This is a genomic window from Dellaglioa algida DSM 15638 (assembly GCF_001434695.1).
Lineage (GTDB): Bacteria > Bacillota > Bacilli > Lactobacillales > Lactobacillaceae > Dellaglioa > Dellaglioa algida.
On record NZ_AZDI01000010.1, the window covers coordinates 13,273 to 33,711 of the forward strand.

The window sequence follows — 20,439 nt, forward strand, 5'->3', positions numbered from 1 at the left end:
TGGCCCTTTCTCTTTGCTCATTTTCACAGATAATTCTCTAATACATAAATTATAGCATAGGTTATTTTTTCGGAATTAAAAAGATGCCTTTCAAATTGAAAAAGACATCTAAAATCGTACTACAATTTCTTTTCATAGTAGACAATAACCGCGAATGAAATAAATAACAACATCGTATACAAGATTGAGAATGCCGCCCCAATCCATAAAAGGGTTCCGATTTTAAAAATTGCCCATAAAATAATGAACAACAGCGATAAAACAAAAATCATGTTATACGCAATTTTGCCAATCATGGCATCGACTGATTTATCAATTAACTGATTACGTTCATCTTTTTCCTCAAGGTCATGTTCCTTCAATCCCTTTTTGGAAAAAGTGATATAGAATTGGTAACCTGCAATCAAAAAAGAACAAATAATAAAGAAGAGTGATTTCCCCAGTTCTAACCAATCAAAAGTATCCGTGAAGGTTAAATTCGTTGTCCAAATTGTTGAAATTCCAATAATTGTAAAGAATATTCCGGTAATAAAATGACGATAACTATAAATTTTCATCTTAACTTTCCTCCAATGCTAAGTTTTCTTTTAGCTGAAACAAGTCTTCAATTCGACAATCGAATAATAAACTCAATCGATAAGCCAACATAATCGACGGTTTATACTTCCCTTTTTCAAGTGAAATAATGGTCCGACTTGAAACCTGGACTTTTTCAGCTAACTGCTCCTGCGTTAAATCAAGTTGTGTCCTGTATTGTTTAATTTTATTTCGCATGTTTGTTACCTCTCAGTATGAAATGAACTTCATGTGAAGTTAACTTCATAATATAATTCTTTTTATTTGAAGTCAATAAAAAAAGAACCTTCTGGTTGGAAGGTTCTTGAGAGTAATTATTATATTTTTTTCAATCTATTTGGAGAGCAGGATCCTTCTAAAACAAAATATCAAACTGGTACTCAATATCCTTCTCCGCATCAATTTGATAGTCAGACTCAACATCACTGCCCCAACTATCAATACCACCCACGCCTCGAACGGCACCAAGAATTGATAGAACAGTTCGATGTTCAGCTGGTAATTCACTATGATGGGTCGCATTTTCTAATTCTTCAGCCGTATAAGGCAAGCATGAAAACGCAATAGGTTGATTGACTGCACTAAATTTCAGTCCAGTTTCTGGTACCTGTCGAATGCGATTATCTAAAACTGCCTGACGATAGATGGTCACCCAATCTGTTTGCATATGTATCCCACAATCTTGTGGTACCAGGTAAGGCGTTACCGGTAAACCTTGAACATCGTATTGACCCGGTATACCGCCTGCCATGCGATCCGGATATGTTTCACCAGAAAGGCCTTGGTAAGAGAAACGCGTTGCCGTCGTTGGCATAATAAATCGTAACCCAAAGACAGGTAAAGATGGTAATCCTTTTTGTCCTTTATAAGCAACTGCGACATTCATCTTACCGGTTGGCTCAACCGTATAGGTCACCGTCACCTGCGTTTCTGGCACGGTCGTCGTGAGATAAGTATAGCTTATCTCAACTTTTTCGGCGATTTCATGATCAGTATAACGATTATTTTCAGGTGCAATGGGTAAGTCAATCGGTTGTCCATTAATGGCAACAGACACTGATTGGTTATGACTAAACTGATCAGCGCCCAACCACATTGCAGATTTCACTGGAAACTTATTACCGCGATCATTATCGGTAGTCGCTCGCCAAAAAGTTGGTTTAGGTGAACGATAAAGCCACTCTTTGCCTTGAATTCTAAAAGATTCTGGACCACCCGTTTGATAAGAGAAGATATAATGGAAATCGTCTCCTTTCAATCCAAGCGTCACATCCCCATAAATTACGGCTAATTGCTTATTTGTCTGTGCCATAGTAGTATTTCACCTCCTGCATTGCTGGTTTTTCTTCACGCGTTGCAAAAACAAGTCCATCACCCGAGAATTCGTAATCAGATGGCCGATCATCAAAATCGCCACCATAACGTAACTCAGATTGTCCCGTTACTGGGTCTTCAACCAATAGTCCTTGATCAATAAAGTCCCAAATAAACCCACCTTGGTATGACTCATACTGCTGCAATAAATCAATATAAGATTTCATTCCGCCTAGTGAATTCCCCATATCATGCATATATTCGCACAAAATAAATGGTTTCTTTGGTGAGTTGTCTAAATAAGCTTTAATTTCATCTGGTGTTGCATACATCCGACTTTCAACATCCGAAATCGTGTCCTTATACTCAGTTGCACGGAAAACACCTTCGTAATGAACTAATCGTGTTGCATCTCGTTGTTTATAGTAAGCATTCATTTTTTCTAGCACGCTACCGGCATATGATTCATTGCCTAACGACCAGAACAAGACTGAGGGATGATTTTTAAAAAGTTCAAAATTACTTTTAGCACGATCTAAAACAGCTGGTTCCCACTCATTCATTGAACCAGGAACATTCCAAGAAGGTTCAACCGCACCCATTTTCTGCCATGAGCCATGTGATTCCAAGTTCGTTTCAGCCATCATATAAATACCGGCTTGGTCACAACGATCATAGAAAGATAACCGATCCGGATAATGTGATGTCCGGACTGCATTAATGTTATTACGTAACATGGCGTCAACATCCCATGCCTCATCAGCATCAGAAATTGTCCGTCCCGTTTTAGGATTCCATTCGTGTCGGTTAACACCATTAATAATTAAACGCTCACCATTCAATAACATTACGCGATCTTTAATCTCAATTTTCCGGAAACCGACTAATTGTTGAATCACCTCAATAACTTGGCCCTCATCAGTCATAATTTCTAATTGTAACGTATATAAATAAGGGCGTTCATTTTGCCAGGCAACAACTGGCTGTTCCAAATCGTAGTGTTGCTCAACGGTTGGCGCGCTCGTTAATTCATCACTAAATAACAGATTTTCTTGGTCTTTAAACGTGACGCGTACTCGTCGTGTTGCACCACTAAAATGCAGTTGTAAATTTAATTGTCCCGTTTGTTGGTTAACATCATATTCAGGAATAACCCATAAGTCATCTAAATGGGTTTCCGGTTGCGCTAATAAAGTCACATCTCGGAAAATTCCGAAGAAACGGAAAAAGTCTTGATCTTCAATAAAGGCTGCAGAACTTCGTTTATGAACCTCCACCGCCAAATGGTTATCTTCCGCTTTTAAATAAGGTGTTAGATTAAATTCGGATGGTGTGAAACTATCTTCTGCATAACCTAAGAAGTGACCATTTAACCAAACATACATTGCCTGTTCGACTCCCGAGAAGCGAATAATAACGCGTTTATTTTGCAGTGCGGGATCCAAATCAAAATGCTGCAAATACGAGCCGACTGGATTGTATTCTGCAGCACTGAACATCCCCGTAAAGTTATCCTGATTAAATTCTGAAAAAGCAGGTCGTCGATATTCATGACCTTCCCACGGATACATCGTATTTATATAATGGAATTGATCATAACCCGCCAATTCGATATGCTGCGGTACCGTAATTTGATCAAATTGTTCCGCATCAAAATCCGTCTGAAAGAAATTTTTTGGCCGGCTTGCTGCATTTGGACTATAACTGAATTGCCATGTTCCGTTCAAAGATTGTTCAAATGAACTCTTCTGTAGTGCCATCTCAGCTTCCGTAGCGTAGTAACGGTGATCACTATGAGCTGGTAACTGACCCTCTCGGAAAACGGCTGGTGTATCTAACCACTCAATCTCTGGAATCATTTTATTTAACCCCCATTTAGTCTTTTTAAAACGCTTTCATATTTGAAGTATAATTGTTTCCACGAGGGATGTCAAAACGGGCATCGCACGATTAACGACCAAAAAATAAGACTACCAAAGTAGCCAAATTTTCTAATCTGCAAGTAACCAACTTTCGTCCAGATTCTTATTTTTCCGAAAAGCTTTACCGTGTTCATCAATCACCGCATGCCATTCACGACACAAGTTTAGTGGGACCTTCTCAGCAGCTCCCGTAAAATCAGTTTGCATTTTTTTGTAAGATTTGTATTCGCCAAAACCCAAACGGCCAAATAAACGCATTGCGTATTGATCCGCGATAAAGACATTACGGCCAAACGTATATAATAATATATCGTCTGCCGTTTCGGGTCCAATACCTTTAATTGCCAATAATTCTTGACGTAAATCTGTCGTCGTTATTTCTTCAAAATCAGCGAAATTCGCGCCGTGTTCAGCGAACCAATTAATTAAATTTTTAATATAGGCACTTTTTTGTTTGTAAAATCCTGCCGATCGAATGCGCTCTTGTAAGTCTTCTATATCCATTGACTGAAGTTGTTCAACCGTTAAATAACCGTCTAGTTTAACCATCGCCTTCTCCACATTGACACCAGTAGATTGTTGGATAAGAATCATCGTCACCCAATCAGAAATTGGATTTTCATTTGACCACCAGTATTGTGGGCCGTAATGGTCCGATAACCGGTTAAGCACTTTAATTATATCTTTATCTGTTTTCATTAGGGGCTCCTTGACGTATTTAGATGGGCTAAGTTTATCATATTGGCATCAACCTAACTATCGATTACACCTAACTTTATTGCAAAAAAATAGCCCAGATATTATCTGAACTATTTTCCCTACAACTATTTAAATATTTTAGGACCTTTACGCATTTTAGTGCGATCATTTCGAGCAGTTGCCTTCTTGTTGAAGTTACCACCGTCAGTTTGTTTCTTTTTAATGATTTCTAACATTTTTTCTCTGTCTGTCTTTGCTTTATCAGCCATTGGTGTGTCCTCCTTGCTCTAGTAATTAACAATTTTTTCAAAGTTAAAGATTCATCTACTGAATAAATGCCTTCAAATAAAGTCGATTCTTGGATCATCAACTTCTAGGTCTCTTTCAATTTTGTATGCATTACTTACTAACATACAATCAAATAACGATGCTTGTAACAGTATATCATTATGACTCACTTTATATCAATAGAAGCGTTAAATAGCTAAGGTTTAGCTTTCAAATATGTCGTTTAATTTCAATAAATTTTGTCCCTACCGCCTCAACAAATTCCTTATCGTGATCAATGATTAGCATTGGTGGTTGAAACGTCATAATGACATCTTGAATTTGTTGTCGCGTGATCACGTCCAAATAATTAAGTGGTTCATCCCAAATATATAAATCGGCCGGTTCAACTAATGAGCGACTTAACGCTACTTTTCGCTTCTGCCCCATACTCATTTGGCTAATATCTTTCGTAAATTCATCCCGTTCGAAGCCTAATTTTCTTAACATATCTAATAATAACGAATATGAAACAGCCTTTTCTGCGGCAAAATCTTGTAATGAGCCAGATAGTCCATCAAAATCTTGCGGCAACCAACTGACTTTTAAAGGCGCCGCTAGTTGCTGTTGTCCTTGATAATCTAAATGATTCAAAATAGCTGAAATAACACTAGATTTACCAGATCCATTCTCGCCTTGAATAACAAGTCGCTCCGTTGATCTCACTTTAAATGAGATTGGATGATTGACCGCCACTTCCTTTCGGAGTGCCGAGAAATCAATAACTTCTAATAATGATTTTTCTGACGAGATACGCTCAAAATTCAAGGTTAAAGGTTCTGCCACATCGATATTCTTAAGGAGAGACCGTTTTTCTTCTACTGCCTTGTTGGCTCTTTTTTTGATACTTAATGCGCGTTTCATTGATTTTGCCGACTTGTGACTAATAAATCCACGGTCGACTGCACTGGAGACTTTGGCTTCCGTTTGATTAGCCCAACCCGTTTTTTTCTGCGACGCACTTTCTAACCGTTTAATATCGCGCTGTAATTTTTCTTTTTCATTGAGCTCCCAGTTATTACGCGCCGTATTTTCTTCATCCCATGTTCGATAATTTCCTTTAAACTGGCTAATCTTAGCTCGGTCAATGGAGATAACATGGTCTATAATAGCGTTTAAAAAATACCGGTCATGGCTAATTAAGATAAAACCTGATTTTTGCCGTAAATAGTCAGAAATAACCTGGCGTCCAGCTTCATCTAAATGATTCGTTGGTTCGTCAATTAGTTGAAACTTTCCTTCGCCCACAAACAGACTAGCCAATAATATCTTCGTTTGTTGCCCTGGACTTAATTGGTTAAACGGTTCTGCCAGAATACTTTCAGGCAAACCCAACTTATCCAACTCAATTAAAATCTGCCACTGATCGTAATCTTCTAAACCTGTCACACGCCTAATAACTAACCAGACGGATTCTTCTGGCTTTTCAACAGTTTGAGGGAAGTATTGAAATTCTAAATCGGTTCTAATTTTCCCTTGATACTGCAGTTGGTTCTGTAAAATTCTAAATAAGGTCGTCTTTCCACGACCATTTCTACCAATTAACCCTAACTTCCAACTCGCGTCTAATTGCAAATCAACTCGGTTAAATATTGGTGCTAACTGTCCATCATATTGAAAACTTAATTGTTCAATTTGTATTGTTCCCATGGTAATTACCTCATTTCTTTGTGAGGTCGACCATTGGCCCACTCAACTTGAGTCCACAAAAAAAGAGCATACAGTTATATGCTCTTCAATCGTTACGCATCAAAAAATGGTTCTTTAAGATGTGAAAAAGAATTGAAATTGCAAACCGTTTGAATAGCCAACCCGCATAAAAGGACACACTTCGCCCCATGCTTAGCCGACAGATATTCGATTAACGATTTGTATTTTTCAATGTTCTTCACACTCCCGTTTGTTGATTGGTTATAGATTATCATATTTGTGGGGGATGGGCAAATATGTTAATTAACTTTATAGTAAACGTCCGATTCCGTAACCATCATTGACAGTGCTCCTTGAGTACTAAGGGCCACTATCTTGTCTTTGCTGATGTCTCCAGCTACCAGTTCACCTTTTGTTCCCTTGGGTAAGAAAAAGACAAATAAGCCAGAACGAGAAACTGAACCTTTTAATTTTAGCGCCCCATCAGTTATTGCCGATTGTAGTTGCTGCTTATACATCAATTCATCTCCGCTTTGATAAAGACCCGCTAACTTTGGTTTACCATTTGCTAAGTTTAACTCGGGAATATTTAGTTTTAAATTTCTCACTTCACCGGCCTGCTTATATCCAGTGATATCCGTAAATTTCATGGTATCATGTCCTACATTAATTTCACGTCCATGTTTATTTTTCCAAGTTCCATCAATGGTTGCATAGTCACCCGTTTTGATTTCATTAATATCCATCTTTGCCTTATCCGTAGAACTCACATTTGAACTTTTTTTAACAGATGTGCTTCCGTCAACTTTTTGAAAAACCTGTAAATAACTATTGTTACTCGTTCGGACAGTGATTCGATCTTTTGAATCGTCTATGGTCGCTGGCTTATCGTCTCCTGAGTTAGCCATTGTCACTCCTTTAGGGTAAAAAGATACGCCCCATAATATTGAAGCCATTTGATCCGCAGAATCTGCCGCCAAATATCCATTTTGCACTTTAAATGTCATTGCTGAACTTCCATTACTATCAGTTAATGTCTTACCTTGTAGCTTCATGGATTCATTAGTAAGTTGGTTCAAAGTTACAGAAAGTTTGGCGCCGTCTGCGGAATCCCATGTGTTACCATTTCCGTCGTGATGATTACTAGATGTGGCAACCTCTCTCCAATCGCCCAGTAAACTCGTATAGTCTCCCTGTTGAATCTTTGAAAGATCCATTGTTTGATCCGTTTGTTCATTTACTTTCGTTGGTTGGGATTCTGACTTTTGGTCTGACTCGCTATCCGATTTGTTAAGTTGTTTATCATAAGATTTCTTTAAAGTAGTTACTTTTGATTTAAAATTATTAAGTTCTTTTTTATCGTAAACAGTCACATCTTGTATCTCGAGTCTCTTAGAAAGTACCTTTAATGAATTTACCTTCATCGTAATATTTTTGGTTGATGCTTTAGACAGATTTGTAATCTTACTTTCTTCAAAAGTTGTCTCATTTTTATCTTTCAGTAATTTTCTAGCTTGATAAATTGAATCATCATAACGTTTTACGACTTTTTTATTTTTTTCTGTTCCTTTTTTGTATTCGTCTGACTCTTTAATCAATTTTTCTAATTCTTTAAATTGCTTACTTTCATTCTTTTCTTTTTCAAAAACTACTGCCTCTTTGTCTATTCCTTTTAACTGTTCCTCTATCTTTGGCCCATTGTCATGCTTCTGATTATATATGTAAAATGCGCCACCCAAAATAACTATAATTGCTACAACCCATACAACTTTTTTGTTCTTCATCCCTATTACCCCCGTAATTTATTAATTTCCATAAGTGCATCAGACCATCACAAACTGGTTATTTTTCTTAAAATAAAAGACCAATTCCCTAAAAATCCTTGGAAATAAGTCCTTTATGATTTATTCATGTTGCATTTTTTGTTTTTTATCAAAAATTCACATTAAAATTACTATCTATTATCTGTTTTTTTTCGTATGTTGTCCCTTTTACTAAGACAGTTAACCGTTTGGCGAACCAGACGATTTTTATATCCTGTAACACCATTGTCGTCGTCACGTAATATCGCGTAAGTCCTTTTATGAATAGTTTAAGTTTACTCAAGAGTGTTAAATGTAATTTAATTCTAATCTACTTTTTCATAGTCAATGTAGCTAAAGTAAATACTAAAAAGGGCATTAATCATTCTTTAATATATTTACGTTTAGGAATTGCTTTTAACCCATCTTTACTATTTTTAGCCGTTAATATGTTTTCCCCGTGTGGTCTATCTCGTAAGCTGGTAATACTAAACGCTTTTTTCCCATCTATAAGTTTTGCCTCCGTAGTAATATTTGCAAGTTTCATTATAATTTTATTACCCGAGACTGTATACGTCCCTGCCGGTCCAGCAATTTTTCCATCCACAGTTTGTTCAACTCTATTATCCTTAAAAGTATACGTATTTGATTTATACGTATACTTTCCATCCAAGGTGTTTGAACCGCATGCCGAAAGAGTGATCATTCCCAGTACTATCATAAATCCCATAATAATTTTATTTTTCATTTATTCTCTCCAAACTTTATTTAAGCACACTTTCTTTTTAGAGGTACTCCCATCTAAATACATTTTAAGCTCAAAACTTAGTTCTATTTCTGAAGTTAATTTTCATAAGAAATTTTCAATTACGTAGTAACCTATAATGGTGGCTATTAAAGAAATTATTGCTGCTGCCGTTAAGGAGAATGGAATCAGTACAGCAAAAACTCCTAAAAGAATAAACTCAGAAATACCAATTGCGTGAGTTACAGATTGGTATTTTACAGTTTCTGTTCCGGTCCACGGATTTAAATTTTTATTTTTTAACATATATGCATTAATAGCGATTAACGTTATTGCTACTAAACTAATGTATAGTGAGGTCCTGGTATTTAAATAACTACGCGTATATTGAGAAGTTAAATAACCTTCGATATACGGAGTAGCATAAACGATCGTTATCCAAATCATTATCGTCCACCGTTTAAATCCATTTAATGAATTTATTATTATATTATACTTTTGATTTTTGTCTTTCAAAAATCCCCTGATAAGAATTTTCCAAATAACAACAACCGGTAATGCTAATATTACTAGTATAATTCCCACTATAACAGCCCCAACTAGTAAAAAGCACCCCATTGTATCATCTGACGTGCTGCCGTTTGATACCTGTTCGTACTCATTTCCAGCCCTATCTCTTAAAGTCATATTACTTCCCCCAATATTAAATGTTTTCTATTCCTTCACGAACATCTGTTAATTTTATTTTATTAAATGCTTCTGGATCCGTTTTTAGAGTACCATCTGAAACTATCCGAACGTCACGAGCTTGACTAATAAATTGTATTATATTTCTAACCCAACGCCCGTTTCCGTCAACTTGATTATTTTGTTTAGCTTTCAAAATATAATTTTCAAGTTCTACTTTAGCATCATCGTCTAATTTCTGTTTTTGTTGTCCAAGTTGTACATAAGTGATTGCTAACAAATCTTCGGCGCTATAATCTGGAAAACTTATTTTGTTAACAAATCGACTGGGTAATCCTGGATTAGATTGTAATAATTTTTCCATATTTTTAGTGTAACCAGCCATAATGACTATCAAATCCGATCGATAATCATCCATATCTTTAACTAGTGTTGTTATAGCCTCTCTCTTATAAGTACCAGCATTACCACCCTCTGGATCCAATTCATAAGCTTCATCAATAAAAAGAATTCCACCCTTAGCCTTCATTATTAGATTATGCGTTTTAGGAGATGTTTGTCCTGTGTACTCTCCAATCATATCTTTTGCAGTTACTTCTTTTATATCAGGTTTTGAAATAATTTCATTTTCAAATAAGATTCTTGCTAGTAATCTTGCGACTTGTGTTTTACCTGTTCCAGGTGCTCCACTAAAAATTAAATGCAAACTACTTTCATTAACCGGTTCACCCTTTTTTTTCCGCATCTCATTAACAATACTTGTAGCTATATACGTTTTAACTTTTTTCTTAACATCTGTGAGACCAATCATTTCATCAAGTTTATTTTGTGCTGATTTTGGTTTAGGTACTGGCTTAGGGATTGGTTTAGGGGTAAATTTATTCTTACGTTTAATTTTCGCATCCACTAACATTACCTGTGAACTCTCATCATAAAAAAACCAAGGTGTTTTATCTTCATAATTTCTAAAGTTTATATTCCCACGATTAACACGATTTCCCCACCTGTTAATAAATGCCCACTCTCCACTTATATTTACTACTATATCTTTATTAGGATTAATCAAAAATAGTCGTGCTGATTTCTTATATCTATCAATGTTTACTTCAGGCGAAATAACCTGTTTTATTATAGTATTTCCGTATATTTTCAAGCCATCAATTAATTCATTTGTTAAAAATCCATCAGGATCAAGACCCATGTCCATTGTAAATTTATCTATTAAAATTTTATCATTTTTATCATATGTAGTTACACCAACCTCTAAAGCATTGAGTTCTTGAATTCTTCCCGAAACCCCGAGCGTAGTAGTATTTACAGCATTTAATGTTCCCAAATCTATTTTAACCGCTGACCACTTTTCATTTTCCATAAATGTTATTTCACTTTTATCTAATTCTGCGGACCCAAGTGTTAAACTATCTCCACTTAATTCTTTAGTACGTAGCTGTGCTTGATCAATTACGACGTTATTACAAATTAATTTACTCAGAGGAAATTTCCATACACTAATGGAAAGGGAAAAATTCTTCGATGATTCATGTGCCACTGTAAAATTTTCTAAGTGTAATTCCACTCCAGATACTCGTGACGCAATTCCACTACGATTCTCTCCAAGAACCATATTGCAATTTTCGATCTTACAATGATTATATAAGTTTATTCCCGATTTACCTTCTGGTACATAAAAAGTATAACCATTTCCATCAATCGTAATTTGTGCATGAATTGAAACGGCATCAATGATATCTGAATTAAGGACAACTGTATCCCCATCTTTTAATTTATCTTCTATCTCTGAAAAGGCGTATTCTTTCGGTTTAGTTCCTAATCTTCTTCCAATTGTATATACTTTATTATTCCCCATAACTTACACTCTCCTTTTATTATGCCAAAACCACTAAACTATATATCGTTAGAAAATAGTTGAAATAAAGAGTGAATTATTTAATGGATATAAAAAATGAAAAGAAATCTATTATTTATATCTCTATTATCAAGGTCTCGCATATTATCTTATTTTCAATATTCATAAAAATTAAATATTTCTGAGTAACCACATAAATTTCTTTTATTTTTAACAAATTTTTCTCTATATAAAGCGCCATCCCGTATGTTTTATTCAACCATGTATACCGACAATCTTTTTATCAAAGTACCAGCAAAAGCAATACTTTGTACCAGTAATAATATCATAACTCTACTAAATTAACAATATAGGTTGTACTTGGTACGTGCATAACACGTATTAATCTTTGATACCCTTAATATTGAGGTGATAATCATATGTCTATAGACTTTTTTGGCGGAAAATTAAAAGCAATTCGTAAATCAAAGCGTCTTACACAACGGGACTTATCGATACGTCTAAATGTTAGTAAAGGAACTATTTCCGGGTACGAACAAGGCTTATCTTATCCATCAATTGAAACGTTGACAAAAATTTGCATTATATTAGATACATCTGCTGATTATTTACTTGGGATTTCCGATGATTTACCATTCAAAATGGGCGGACTAACTGATGAGCAGATGGAAAGCATTTTACAATTTGTTTCCTTAATTGAAAGAGCAAATAAAGTTACCACTAAATAAATAAGGCGCACACTATCAACTCATGATAGTGTGCGCCTTTAGCATAACTGAATTATTTTTATTCCGTAAAAAAGACACCCTCCAAATTGGAAGATGCCTTGAAATGTTGATATACGAGTATATTAACGTTTTGAGAATTGACTTGCTTTACGAGCTTTCTTAAGACCTGGTTTCTTACGTTCTTTCATACGAGGATCACGTGTAAGTAATCCTGCAGATTTAAGAGCGGCACGGAAATCTGGATCTACTGTAAGCAATGCGCGAGAAATACCATGGCGAACTGCGCCAGCTTGACCTGAGAAGCCACCACCATTAGCGTTAACTAAAACATCATAACTACCTAATGTTTCTGTAGCGTTGAATGGTTGTAAGACAACTTCACGTAAGTTAGCAAATGGAATGTAATCTTCAATTGCTTTGTTGTTAATAGTAATTTTACCAGTACCTGGTACTAAACGTACGCGAGCTACTGAGTTTTTACGACGACCTGTTCCTGAATATACGACTTGAGCCATTTCAATTGCCTCCTTAAATTAAGTTTGTAATATCTAAAGTTTCTGGTTGTTGTGCTTGTTGATCATGTTCTGCACCACGATATACGTGTAATTTCAATGCTTGTTCTTTACCAAGAGTACCTTTTGGAAGCATACCTTTAACAGAGAAAGCAATCAATTTTTCAGGATCGTTGGCACGGAAATCACCGGCAGTACGAGTCTTTAAACCACCTGGATGATCTGTATGATGTTGGTATAATTTTCTGTCAGCTTTGTGACCAGTTAAACCAACCTTTTCTGCATTGATAACAATAACGTTATCACCAGTATCCACATTAGGTGTGAATGTTGGTTTGTTTTTACCGCGTAAGATAGAAGCAACGACAGTTGATAAGCGACCTAAAGAGATATCGGTTGCATCAATAACATACCATTTACGTTCTATTTCGCCTTTTTTTGCTAAATAAGTTGTACGCACGATTGTTTCCTCCGTTTTTTCATGTTGTTTGTTTGACACTCAAATAAGTTTCCGGGGCCTATCAGTGGGGCAAACAATACCATTTATAATATTAACTATTAAAAGTCAATTTGTCAATCTAATTTATGGGCATCCCACAAATAAATAACACCTTTTCAGATTTAGAATTGTCTTAGTATTCATATTGTCAATAACTACTATATTACCCTAGTTCATCCGGATAATAAACCTTTTTTAAATATAATCCACTGGCTGGAGCCGTTTCTCGAGCCTGTTGTCGATCCTTCACTTCATATAACCGTAGAATATCATGGACTGGACGCCGCCCGTTCCCTATTTCTAGGAGTGTTGCGACTAAAATTCGGACCATGTTGTAAAGAAATCCATTACCATAAAACTCAAAAATAATTTCATGATTTTCTTTATCTTCTCTCACGGTTGCCTCATAAATCGTTCGAACATGATTGGTGACTTGACTACCTGCAGCCACAAAACTCGAAAAATCATGTTCCCCAACTAAATCAGGTAACGCCTCTTCAATTTTTGCGATATCGATTTTATATTTATAATGACCCGTGTAGAATCGTTTGAATGGATCCGTGAACTCTCCTTGTGACACACGATACATGTAACGTTTACCATGTGTACTATACCGTGAGTGGAAATCGTCACTAACCAGTTCAGCCTTTTTAACTTGAACATCCAACGGTAATAAACTATTCAAAGCCCTTAACATACTCATTTCTGGAATTTCATGCATGAAATCAAAATGAAAAACTTGACCTAATGCATGAACGCCTGCATCTGTTCGGCCAGAACCATAAATTCTAACCGGTACATCTGACTTACTCATAATTGTGACTGCTTTTTCCAATACGGATTCAACGGTTCGTTGGTTTGGTTGCCGTTGAAATCCAGCAAAGGCTGCCCCATCATAAGCAACTGTAATTTTATAACGTACTGACATATTTCTTCATCCTTAATTTTTGAGATAGACTAATGCAACAGTTACGACTGCAAATAAGACAAAGGCCATCGTATCCGTTGTTTGCCATTTAAGCACTCGGTATTTCGTGCGGCCTTCGCCACCTTGATAACCACGCGATTCCATCGCAATGGCTAAATCTTCTGCTCGATTGAACGAACTAACGAATAATGGAATTAACAAGGGAATAATTGACTGCATTTGTTTAATCAACGACCCTTGACCAAAATTCACGCCTCGAGCACGTTGCGCATTCATAATTTTAGCCGTTTCATCCATCAATGTTGGCACAAATCGTAGCGCAATTGATAACATCAAGGCAATTTCATAAACTGGAAATTTAATGGCTTTCAGGGGTTTCAATAATGATTCAATCGCGTCTGCTAATTGTAATGGCGCCGTCGATAACGTTAATAATGTCGACATGAAAATAATTAAAATAAATCGACAAAAAATATATAATCCATTTGTCACACCAAACTCTGAAATTTTGAAGATTCCCCAGTGCCAATACATCTGGCCGCCACTTGAAAATAGCATTTGTAGAGCAACCGTGAAAATAATCAACCAAATTAATGGCCGGACACCTTTTAGAAAGAAACTCAGACTAATTTTTGACGCCAAAATACAGCCCAACGTAAAGATTAAAAGCATCGAGAAACTTTGCCAGTTATTCGCCATGAAGATGATTCCGACAAAATAGAAACTCAGAACTAATTTAGCTCGGGGATCTAGACGGTGAATAAGTGAATCACCTGCTATGTAACGTCCTAAAATCAATTTATTCATTTGCGTCATGACCTCCTTTTCGACTTAATAATGCGACAAGGTCATCAGCGAGTTCAGCTTCCGTTAAAGGCATATTGGCGAAAGAAAACCCTTTTTCAGTCAGTTTTTTTGAAAATAAAGTCGTTGTTGGCACATTCAAATGGTTATTCAATAAAAAATCTGGTTCCGAAAAAACAGCCCTCGGCGTACCCGATTTAATAATCGTCCCTTTAGACATAATAATGGCGTGATCTGCATAATTCGCTACGTCATCCATTTGATGCGTCACCAAAATTATTGTGAGATTTTGTTCACGATGGAGTTCCTCGAACATTGCCATCATGTCAACGCGGCCTCTAGGATCTAATCCTGCCGTAGGTTCGTCTAAAACAAGGATTTTAGGCTCCATAGCTAAGATGCCGGCTATTGCTACTCGACGCATTTGGCCCCCTGAGAGGTCAAATGGAGACTGTTGATAGATACTCTCTGGCAATCCAACTAATTGTAGCATTTTTGCAGCAATAGCTTCTGCCTCAGATTCTGTTTTACCGAAATTTTTTGGCGCAAAAGCCACGTCTTTAATGACGGTCTCTTCAAAGAGTTGTGCTTCCGGAAATTGAAAAACAATTCCAACCTGTTTGCGTAAATTGTTCAGCGCTTTATTAGGCGTTTCTGGCGTTATTATCTGCTCACCAATCTGAATTTCACCTTCGGTAGGCTTTAGTAGTCCATTTAAATGTTGTAACAGCGTCGATTTACCAGAACCTGTGTGCCCGACGATTGCCGTAAATGATCCATCCTCAATTTCAAGATTGATATCATGCAGAGCCTGACTTTCGAAAGGTGTGCCTTTTTGGTAGGTAAAGGCTACTTCGTTGAATTTAATTGCCATAACCAATCTACCATGCCTTCCTCTGTCATATAGTCGTCCGGAATGTCAAAATGACGTTTTTTAAGTGCTGCCTTTAAGCGTTCCGGATAAGGGACATCTAAACCCATATCCACTAATTGTTCGCCGAGCGCAAAAATTTCGGCAGGTGTTCCCTGTTTAACAAGTTGTCCGCCATCCATCACCATAATTTTATCGGCACTTGCCGCTTCATTAATATCATGTGTAATTGAAATGATTGTTAACCCACGTTCATCTTTAAGTTGATGAATTAAGCTCAAAACCTCGTCACGACCTTCAGGATCCAACATACTGGTTGATTCATCCAAGATGATGACTTCTGGCCTTAGAGCGACAATTCCTGCGATTGCGACCCGTTGTTTCTGCCCACCAGATAATCTGGCCGGTTCTTTGGCCGCAAACTGCCACATGTCAACACGTTCAAGCGCATCTCTGACACGTTCTTGCATTTCTTTGCGTTCAATACCATTATTTTCAAGTCCAAATGCCACATCGTCTTCAACTGTTGCTCCAACGAACTGATTATCTGGGTTTTGAAAGACAATTCCAATTTTACGGCGAATGTCCCAAACTGTTTCAGTTGATAACACAAGTCCATCAACCGTAATTTCACCAGACTTAGGAGCCAATAGGCCATTAATATTTTTTGATAGCGTGCTTTTACCACTACCATTATGACCAATGATAGCGACCCACTCTCCCTTATTAATCGTAAAGGAGACATCTTTGAGCGCCATTTCATTCAGTTCTTTTTGTGCTTCATATTGATAATTTAAATGATCAACTTTAATTACTTCAGTCATGCCGCTTGTCCTCACACTTCACAAAATAGATTACGTTTTGAATTATATCACAGGCAAAAATTAACCCGGTAACTTTATACTTTTAATTATGCGCCCTAATCCGACCATATCTTCATCACTATGAGTCTAATTTCCAATTATAAGGCACTTATTATTTATTGATGGAGATTTAGTTGTGACCGTTCAGAACAGGCTGAGAACCGTATTCTGGTCCAATAGTTCTCACCATGTGATAATTAATTAAATTTTGTTGTCGTCGGTAGTTATTTTGTTTTCGAACTACTTTAAAACCTTGTTGTTCAAAAAAAGGAACGGCAGTTATTGAGGCATTTACTGATTGTATTTTTGTTTGTAAATAATGTCTTTGGTAGTTGGTTAATTCGGCAAGTAATCGTGTGCCAATTTGTTGCCGAATCATATGACTCAAAACATACAATAAATCTATCTGCCCGTTTGCATCAATATTACTAAACCCAACGACCTTTCCGTCGCTTATGGCAACCAAACTATACGTCTGAGTTAACCGCCGATGCCACTCGTCCAAATCAGGGTGCACCTGTACCCATTCATTAATTTCTAATTGCGAGTAATCCTGTCGATTAACGACTTGAACCGTTCGATTAAACAATGCAATAATTTCAGATAAATATTTAGGATCATACCGATAAAGTTGACTACCTTCAATCGACATCGGGCTACCTCCTGATTGGATTAAGAATATTATTATCATACTAGGTTTCCAGACATAAAAAAAGGGTTCTAAACACATTACTTGAATGTGTTTAGAACCCTTTTAAAAATCTCATTAGACAATAAAAAATCACTATGAAGGATGACCGGCAATTCACAAACGTGAAAGACCTTCAAACTAGACTAAGATTACTCCATCATCATAACGTTTGTTTTTAATCATCAATCAAAGTGAAAAATTATCTGTTAACGAATTATACTAATTCAATAATAACCATTTGTGCGGCATCGCCACGACGAGGCATTGTCTTCATAGTTCTAGTGTATCCACCATTACGTTCAGCGTAACGAGGAGCTACATCAGAAAATAATTTTTGTAATGCTGATTGAACAGTGACATCGTCACCATCTTCTTTCACGTCAGCAACTGTGTTTCTTACGAAAGCAGCAGCACGACGACGTGAAGCCAAATCACCACGTTTACCTAAAGAAATCATTTTATCGGCAGATTTGCGTACTTCTTTAGCGCGAGCTTCAGTAGTCACAATTCGTTCGTTGATAATAAGACTTGTTGTTAAATCACGTAACATTGCTTTACGTTGAGAACTTGTACGTCCTAATTTGCGGTAACTCATGAATAGGTTCCCTCCCTCTATATAATATTAGTCATCATGACGTAATGATAAATCAAGCGCAGCTAATTTAGCTTTAACTTCTTCCAACGATTTACGTCCTAAGTTACGGACCTTCATCATGTCAGCTTCGGATTTATTCGTCAATTCTTGAACCGTGTTGATACCAGCACGTTTCAAACAATTGTATGAACGAACTGATAAATCAAGTTCTTCAATCGTCATTTCGAGCATTTTTTCTTTATGCGTTTCTTCTTTTTCAACCATAATTTCGGCATTTTTAGCTTCATCGGTTAAATCAACGAATAAAGTCAAATGCTCAGTTAAAATTTTAGCCGACAAACTAATGGCTTCGCTTGGTGTAATTGAACCGTTAGTCCAAACATCAAGTGTCAATTTGTCATAATCATCTTTTTGACCAACACGTGTTTTTTCTACTTGGTAGTTCACACGTTCGATTGGGGTATAAATGGAGTCAATTGGTAATACGCCGATTGGCATATCTTCCGCTTTGTTTTGATCAGCAGATACATATCCACGACCATTACTAGCGTTCATGCGAACATGAAAAGATGCGCCTTCTGCGACTGTACAAATGTACAAGTCGGGATTTAACACTTCAACATCACTGTTGCCAATGATGTCACCGGCAGTAACTTCTGCGGGACCTTTCACATCGATTTCGATGGATTGGTCTTCGTCAGCAGCTAACTTCAAAGCAACTTTCTTAATATTCAAGATAATTTGAGTAACATCTTCCAATACGCCTTCAATAGTTGAAAACTCATGTAAAACGCCATCAATTTGAATATTAGTAATAGATGCACCTGGTAAGGAAGATAGTAGAATCCGACGAAGTGAATTACCTAATGTCGTACCATAACCGCGTTCAAGTGGCTCTACAACAAATTTACCATAGTTAGGACTTTCATCTATCTTATGAATATTTGGTTTTTCAAATTCAATCATTCTTATCTTTACCCCTTTCAAAACGTAACGTGTAATCTAGTGAAAACATTATGAAGTTCAACTCCGTAATGAATATTAATCCACGTTAAACACGACGGCGTTTTGGAGGACGACATCCATTATGAGGCACCGGAGTAACATCGCGAATTGCGGTTACTTCGAGACCAGTAGTTTGTAAAGCACGGATTGCGGCTTCACGGCCAGAACCAGGTCCTTTAACAGCTACTTCAACGGTTTTCATACCGTTTTCCATTGAGCCTTTAGCTGCAGCTTCTGCTGCCATTTGTGCTGCGAATGGTGTAGATTTACGACTACCTCTAAAACCTAATGCACCAGCTGATGACCATGCAACGGCGTTACCGTTAACATCAGTAATCATAACAAGTGTATTGTTAAAAGTAGAATGAATATGTGCAACACCGGCTTCAATATGTTTTTTAACACGGCGTTTGCGAGAAACTTTCTTAGTTGCCATAAATAGTATTACCTCCTTAATCTAGTAATTATTTCTTGCGGCCTGCAATTGATGTAGCTGGGCCTTTACGTGTTCGAGCGTTGTTTTTCGTGTTTTGTCCACGAACTGGTAAACCACGACGATGACGCATGCCTCGGTACGTTCCAATTTCTTGGAGACGTTTAATGTTCAAACTGATTTCGCGACGTAAGTCACCTTCAATTTTGAATTGATCAACAACTTTACGGATTGCATCCTCTTGGTCAGTTGTTAAATCACGAGTTCTAATATCTTCTGATACTTCTGCTTCTACCAAGATCTTAGCAGCAGTAGTATTACCGATTCCATAAATGTAAGTTAATGCTACCACGATTCTTTTATCACGTGGAATATCAATACCTGCAATACGAGCCATAACAATTACACCTCCTAATTTTTATTATCCTTGACGTTGTTTATGTTTTGGATTTGCGCTACAAATGATCATAACTCGACCTTTGCGCTTGATAACTTTACAATGTTCACACATTGGTTTTACTGATGGTCTTACTTTCATTGAATTATACCTCCTAAAAGTTTTTGAAGTACAATCTATTTAAAGCGATAAGTAATACGACCCTTACTTAAATCGTAAGGAGACATTTCAACCGTCACTTTATCACCAGGTAAAATACGAATATAATTCTTACGGATTTTACCTGAGACATGAGCTAAAATTTCATGATCATTTTCAAGTACTACTCGAAAAGTCGCATTGGGTAACGTTTCACGGACCGTACCCTCAATCTCAATTACTTCTTCTTTCGCCACGTAAATGTACCTCCTTAAAATCGTGTTTTAACTTTACATGTAAAAATGGTGAGAAATAGAGACTCTCACCCGTTCTTATCAGGATATTAATAAAAAATATCCTCCTGAAAAGATAAACCGGAATTATTC

Annotated in this window: 25 protein-coding genes; 1 reads left to right on the top strand and 24 read right to left on the bottom strand. The window is 36.7% G+C overall.

The genetic code is table 11. The annotated features are described in order from the left end of the window. Window positions 1–119: 119 nt before the first annotated feature. The 11 genes from FC66_RS06610 to FC66_RS06660 form a co-directional block, all read right to left on the bottom strand. Entirely contained in the window at window positions 120–557 is a 438-nt protein-coding gene (locus FC66_RS06610; RefSeq protein WP_057974598.1) for a hypothetical protein, read from the bottom strand. A gap of 1 nt (window position 558) precedes the next feature. After that, a complete protein-coding gene (locus tag FC66_RS06615; RefSeq protein ID WP_057974599.1) occupies window positions 559–774 on the bottom strand; it encodes a helix-turn-helix transcriptional regulator in 216 nt (71 codons plus the stop codon). A 157-nt stretch (window positions 775–931) separates the two neighbouring features. Beyond that, a complete protein-coding gene (locus FC66_RS06620; protein ID WP_057974600.1) occupies window positions 932–1,888 on the bottom strand; it encodes a beta-galactosidase small subunit in 957 nt (318 codons plus the stop codon). Further along, on the bottom strand, window positions 1,872–3,749 hold the full coding sequence (locus FC66_RS06625) for a glycoside hydrolase family 2 TIM barrel-domain containing protein (protein WP_057974601.1): 1,878 nt from the start codon (window positions 3,747–3,749) through the stop codon (window positions 1,872–1,874). Before FC66_RS06625 ends, FC66_RS06620 begins: the two co-directional genes overlap by 17 nt. Before the next feature lie 132 nt (window positions 3,750–3,881). Then, window positions 3,882–4,511 carry an endonuclease III domain-containing protein gene (locus FC66_RS06630; RefSeq protein ID WP_057974602.1) on the bottom strand — a complete coding sequence of 210 codons (630 nt, stop codon included), beginning with the start codon at window positions 4,509–4,511 and terminating at the stop codon, window positions 3,882–3,884. Window positions 4,512–4,636: 125 nt separating this feature from the next. Further along, window positions 4,637–4,780 (bottom strand): hypothetical protein, encoded by a 144-nt coding sequence (locus tag FC66_RS08090; RefSeq protein ID WP_057974603.1) that lies wholly within the window; start codon window positions 4,778–4,780, stop codon window positions 4,637–4,639. A gap of 229 nt (window positions 4,781–5,009) precedes the next feature. Next, the gene (gene abc-f, locus FC66_RS06640; protein WP_057974604.1) at window positions 5,010–6,488 is read right to left on the bottom strand and encodes a ribosomal protection-like ABC-F family protein; all 1,479 of its coding nucleotides are present in this window, start codon (window positions 6,486–6,488) and stop codon (window positions 5,010–5,012) included. A 299-nt stretch (window positions 6,489–6,787) separates the two neighbouring features. After that, complete coding sequence (locus FC66_RS06645; protein ID WP_057974605.1) at window positions 6,788–8,272, bottom strand: DUF6287 domain-containing protein; 1,485 nt, start codon at window positions 8,270–8,272, stop codon at window positions 6,788–6,790. Window positions 8,273–8,672: 400 nt separating this feature from the next. Continuing rightward, a complete protein-coding gene (locus tag FC66_RS06650; protein ID WP_057974606.1) occupies window positions 8,673–9,038 on the bottom strand; it encodes a hypothetical protein in 366 nt (121 codons plus the stop codon). A 102-nt stretch (window positions 9,039–9,140) separates the two neighbouring features. Beyond that, the gene (locus FC66_RS06655; protein WP_057974607.1) at window positions 9,141–9,722 is read right to left on the bottom strand and encodes a hypothetical protein; all 582 of its coding nucleotides are present in this window, start codon (window positions 9,720–9,722) and stop codon (window positions 9,141–9,143) included. A 16-nt stretch (window positions 9,723–9,738) separates the two neighbouring features. Further along, on the bottom strand, window positions 9,739–11,589 hold the full coding sequence (locus FC66_RS06660) for an AAA family ATPase (RefSeq protein WP_057974608.1): 1,851 nt from the start codon (window positions 11,587–11,589) through the stop codon (window positions 9,739–9,741). Between the two features lie 419 nt (window positions 11,590–12,008). Between FC66_RS06660 and FC66_RS06665 the strand changes: the two genes are divergently transcribed. After that, window positions 12,009–12,317, top strand: a complete 309-nt coding sequence (locus tag FC66_RS06665; RefSeq protein ID WP_057974609.1) for a helix-turn-helix domain-containing protein — start codon at window positions 12,009–12,011, stop codon at window positions 12,315–12,317. 122 nt (window positions 12,318–12,439) lie between these two features. On the opposite strand, the gene rpsI is transcribed toward FC66_RS06665, so the two are convergent. The 13 genes from rpsI to infA all read right to left on the bottom strand — a co-directional run bounded on the left by rpsI (window position 12,440) and on the right by infA (window position 20,310). Then, a complete protein-coding gene (rpsI, locus tag FC66_RS06670) occupies window positions 12,440–12,832 on the bottom strand; it encodes a 30S ribosomal protein S9 (protein WP_057974610.1) in 393 nt (130 codons plus the stop codon). Window positions 12,833–12,845: 13 nt separating this feature from the next. Beyond that, window positions 12,846–13,289, bottom strand: a complete 444-nt coding sequence (rplM, locus tag FC66_RS06675; protein ID WP_057974611.1) for a 50S ribosomal protein L13 — start codon at window positions 13,287–13,289, stop codon at window positions 12,846–12,848. A gap of 202 nt (window positions 13,290–13,491) precedes the next feature. Then, a complete protein-coding gene (gene truA / locus FC66_RS06680) occupies window positions 13,492–14,256 on the bottom strand; it encodes a tRNA pseudouridine(38-40) synthase TruA (protein WP_057974612.1) in 765 nt (254 codons plus the stop codon). A 12-nt stretch (window positions 14,257–14,268) separates the two neighbouring features. Next, on the bottom strand, window positions 14,269–15,063 hold the full coding sequence (locus FC66_RS06685; RefSeq protein ID WP_057974613.1) for an energy-coupling factor transporter transmembrane component T family protein: 795 nt from the start codon (window positions 15,061–15,063) through the stop codon (window positions 14,269–14,271). Continuing rightward, complete coding sequence (locus tag FC66_RS06690) at window positions 15,056–15,934, bottom strand: energy-coupling factor ABC transporter ATP-binding protein (protein ID WP_157052006.1); 879 nt, start codon at window positions 15,932–15,934, stop codon at window positions 15,056–15,058. Before FC66_RS06690 ends, FC66_RS06685 begins: the two co-directional genes overlap by 8 nt. Continuing rightward, on the bottom strand, window positions 15,910–16,755 hold the full coding sequence (locus FC66_RS06695; protein ID WP_057974615.1) for an energy-coupling factor ABC transporter ATP-binding protein: 846 nt from the start codon (window positions 16,753–16,755) through the stop codon (window positions 15,910–15,912). The genes FC66_RS06690 and FC66_RS06695 overlap by 25 nt, the downstream gene beginning before the upstream one ends. A gap of 169 nt (window positions 16,756–16,924) precedes the next feature. Next, window positions 16,925–17,446 carry a GNAT family N-acetyltransferase gene (locus FC66_RS06700; protein ID WP_057974616.1) on the bottom strand — a complete coding sequence of 174 codons (522 nt, stop codon included), beginning with the start codon at window positions 17,444–17,446 and terminating at the stop codon, window positions 16,925–16,927. Between the two features lie 253 nt (window positions 17,447–17,699). Beyond that, window positions 17,700–18,080: a 50S ribosomal protein L17 gene (gene rplQ, locus FC66_RS06705; RefSeq protein WP_057974617.1), complete on the bottom strand. Its 381-nt coding sequence runs from the start codon at window positions 18,078–18,080 to the stop codon at window positions 17,700–17,702. 27 nt (window positions 18,081–18,107) lie between these two features. Continuing rightward, window positions 18,108–19,046: a DNA-directed RNA polymerase subunit alpha gene (locus FC66_RS06710; protein WP_057974618.1), complete on the bottom strand. Its 939-nt coding sequence runs from the start codon at window positions 19,044–19,046 to the stop codon at window positions 18,108–18,110. A gap of 85 nt (window positions 19,047–19,131) precedes the next feature. Next, a complete protein-coding gene (rpsK, locus tag FC66_RS06715) occupies window positions 19,132–19,521 on the bottom strand; it encodes a 30S ribosomal protein S11 (protein ID WP_057974619.1) in 390 nt (129 codons plus the stop codon). 28 nt (window positions 19,522–19,549) lie between these two features. Beyond that, the gene (gene rpsM / locus FC66_RS06720) at window positions 19,550–19,915 is read right to left on the bottom strand and encodes a 30S ribosomal protein S13 (protein WP_057974620.1); all 366 of its coding nucleotides are present in this window, start codon (window positions 19,913–19,915) and stop codon (window positions 19,550–19,552) included. A gap of 24 nt (window positions 19,916–19,939) precedes the next feature. Next, complete coding sequence (gene rpmJ, locus FC66_RS06725) at window positions 19,940–20,056, bottom strand: 50S ribosomal protein L36 (protein WP_057756760.1); 117 nt, start codon at window positions 20,054–20,056, stop codon at window positions 19,940–19,942. Window positions 20,057–20,091: 35 nt separating this feature from the next. Further along, on the bottom strand, window positions 20,092–20,310 hold the full coding sequence (infA, locus tag FC66_RS06730) for a translation initiation factor IF-1 (RefSeq protein ID WP_057974621.1): 219 nt from the start codon (window positions 20,308–20,310) through the stop codon (window positions 20,092–20,094). Between the last annotated feature and the right edge of the window lie 129 nt (window positions 20,311–20,439).

What these genes read in the sequence shown, in the direction of transcription:
- FC66_RS06610 (WP_057974598.1), bottom strand. Translation starts at nt 557, where the DNA reads ATGAAAATTTATAGTTATCGTCATTTTATTACCGGAATATTCTTTACA.
- FC66_RS06615 (WP_057974599.1), bottom strand. Translation starts at nt 774, where the DNA reads ATGCGAAATAAAATTAAACAATACAGGACACAACTTGATTTAACGCAG.
- FC66_RS06620 (WP_057974600.1), bottom strand. Translation starts at nt 1,888, where the DNA reads ATGGCACAGACAAATAAGCAATTAGCCGTAATTTATGGGGATGTGACG.
- FC66_RS06625 (WP_057974601.1), bottom strand. Translation starts at nt 3,749, where the DNA reads ATGATTCCAGAGATTGAGTGGTTAGATACACCAGCCGTTTTCCGAGAG.
- FC66_RS06630 (WP_057974602.1), bottom strand. Translation starts at nt 4,511, where the DNA reads ATGAAAACAGATAAAGATATAATTAAAGTGCTTAACCGGTTATCGGAC.
- FC66_RS08090 (WP_057974603.1), bottom strand. Translation starts at nt 4,780, where the DNA reads ATGGCTGATAAAGCAAAGACAGACAGAGAAAAAATGTTAGAAATCATT.
- abc-f (WP_057974604.1), bottom strand. Translation starts at nt 6,488, where the DNA reads ATGGGAACAATACAAATTGAACAATTAAGTTTTCAATATGATGGACAG.
- FC66_RS06645 (WP_057974605.1), bottom strand. Translation starts at nt 8,272, where the DNA reads ATGAAGAACAAAAAAGTTGTATGGGTTGTAGCAATTATAGTTATTTTG.
- FC66_RS06650 (WP_057974606.1), bottom strand. Translation starts at nt 9,038, where the DNA reads ATGAAAAATAAAATTATTATGGGATTTATGATAGTACTGGGAATGATC.
- FC66_RS06655 (WP_057974607.1), bottom strand. Translation starts at nt 9,722, where the DNA reads ATGACTTTAAGAGATAGGGCTGGAAATGAGTACGAACAGGTATCAAAC.
- FC66_RS06660 (WP_057974608.1), bottom strand. Translation starts at nt 11,589, where the DNA reads ATGGGGAATAATAAAGTATATACAATTGGAAGAAGATTAGGAACTAAA.
- FC66_RS06665 (WP_057974609.1), top strand. Translation starts at nt 12,009, where the DNA reads ATGTCTATAGACTTTTTTGGCGGAAAATTAAAAGCAATTCGTAAATCA.
- rpsI (WP_057974610.1), bottom strand. Translation starts at nt 12,832, where the DNA reads ATGGCTCAAGTCGTATATTCAGGAACAGGTCGTCGTAAAAACTCAGTA.
- truA (WP_057974612.1), bottom strand. Translation starts at nt 14,256, where the DNA reads ATGTCAGTACGTTATAAAATTACAGTTGCTTATGATGGGGCAGCCTTT.
- FC66_RS06685 (WP_057974613.1), bottom strand. Translation starts at nt 15,063, where the DNA reads ATGAATAAATTGATTTTAGGACGTTACATAGCAGGTGATTCACTTATT.
- FC66_RS06690 (WP_157052006.1), bottom strand. Translation starts at nt 15,934, where the DNA reads ATGGCAATTAAATTCAACGAAGTAGCCTTTACCTACCAAAAAGGCACA.
- FC66_RS06695 (WP_057974615.1), bottom strand. Translation starts at nt 16,755, where the DNA reads ATGACTGAAGTAATTAAAGTTGATCATTTAAATTATCAATATGAAGCA.
- FC66_RS06700 (WP_057974616.1), bottom strand. Translation starts at nt 17,446, where the DNA reads ATGTCGATTGAAGGTAGTCAACTTTATCGGTATGATCCTAAATATTTA.
- rplQ (WP_057974617.1), bottom strand. Translation starts at nt 18,080, where the DNA reads ATGAGTTACCGCAAATTAGGACGTACAAGTTCTCAACGTAAAGCAATG.
- FC66_RS06710 (WP_057974618.1), bottom strand. Translation starts at nt 19,046, where the DNA reads ATGATTGAATTTGAAAAACCAAATATTCATAAGATAGATGAAAGTCCT.
- rpsK (WP_057974619.1), bottom strand. Translation starts at nt 19,521, where the DNA reads ATGGCAACTAAGAAAGTTTCTCGCAAACGCCGTGTTAAAAAACATATT.
- rpsM (WP_057974620.1), bottom strand. Translation starts at nt 19,915, where the DNA reads ATGGCTCGTATTGCAGGTATTGATATTCCACGTGATAAAAGAATCGTG.
- rpmJ (WP_057756760.1), bottom strand. Translation starts at nt 20,056, where the DNA reads ATGAAAGTAAGACCATCAGTAAAACCAATGTGTGAACATTGTAAAGTT.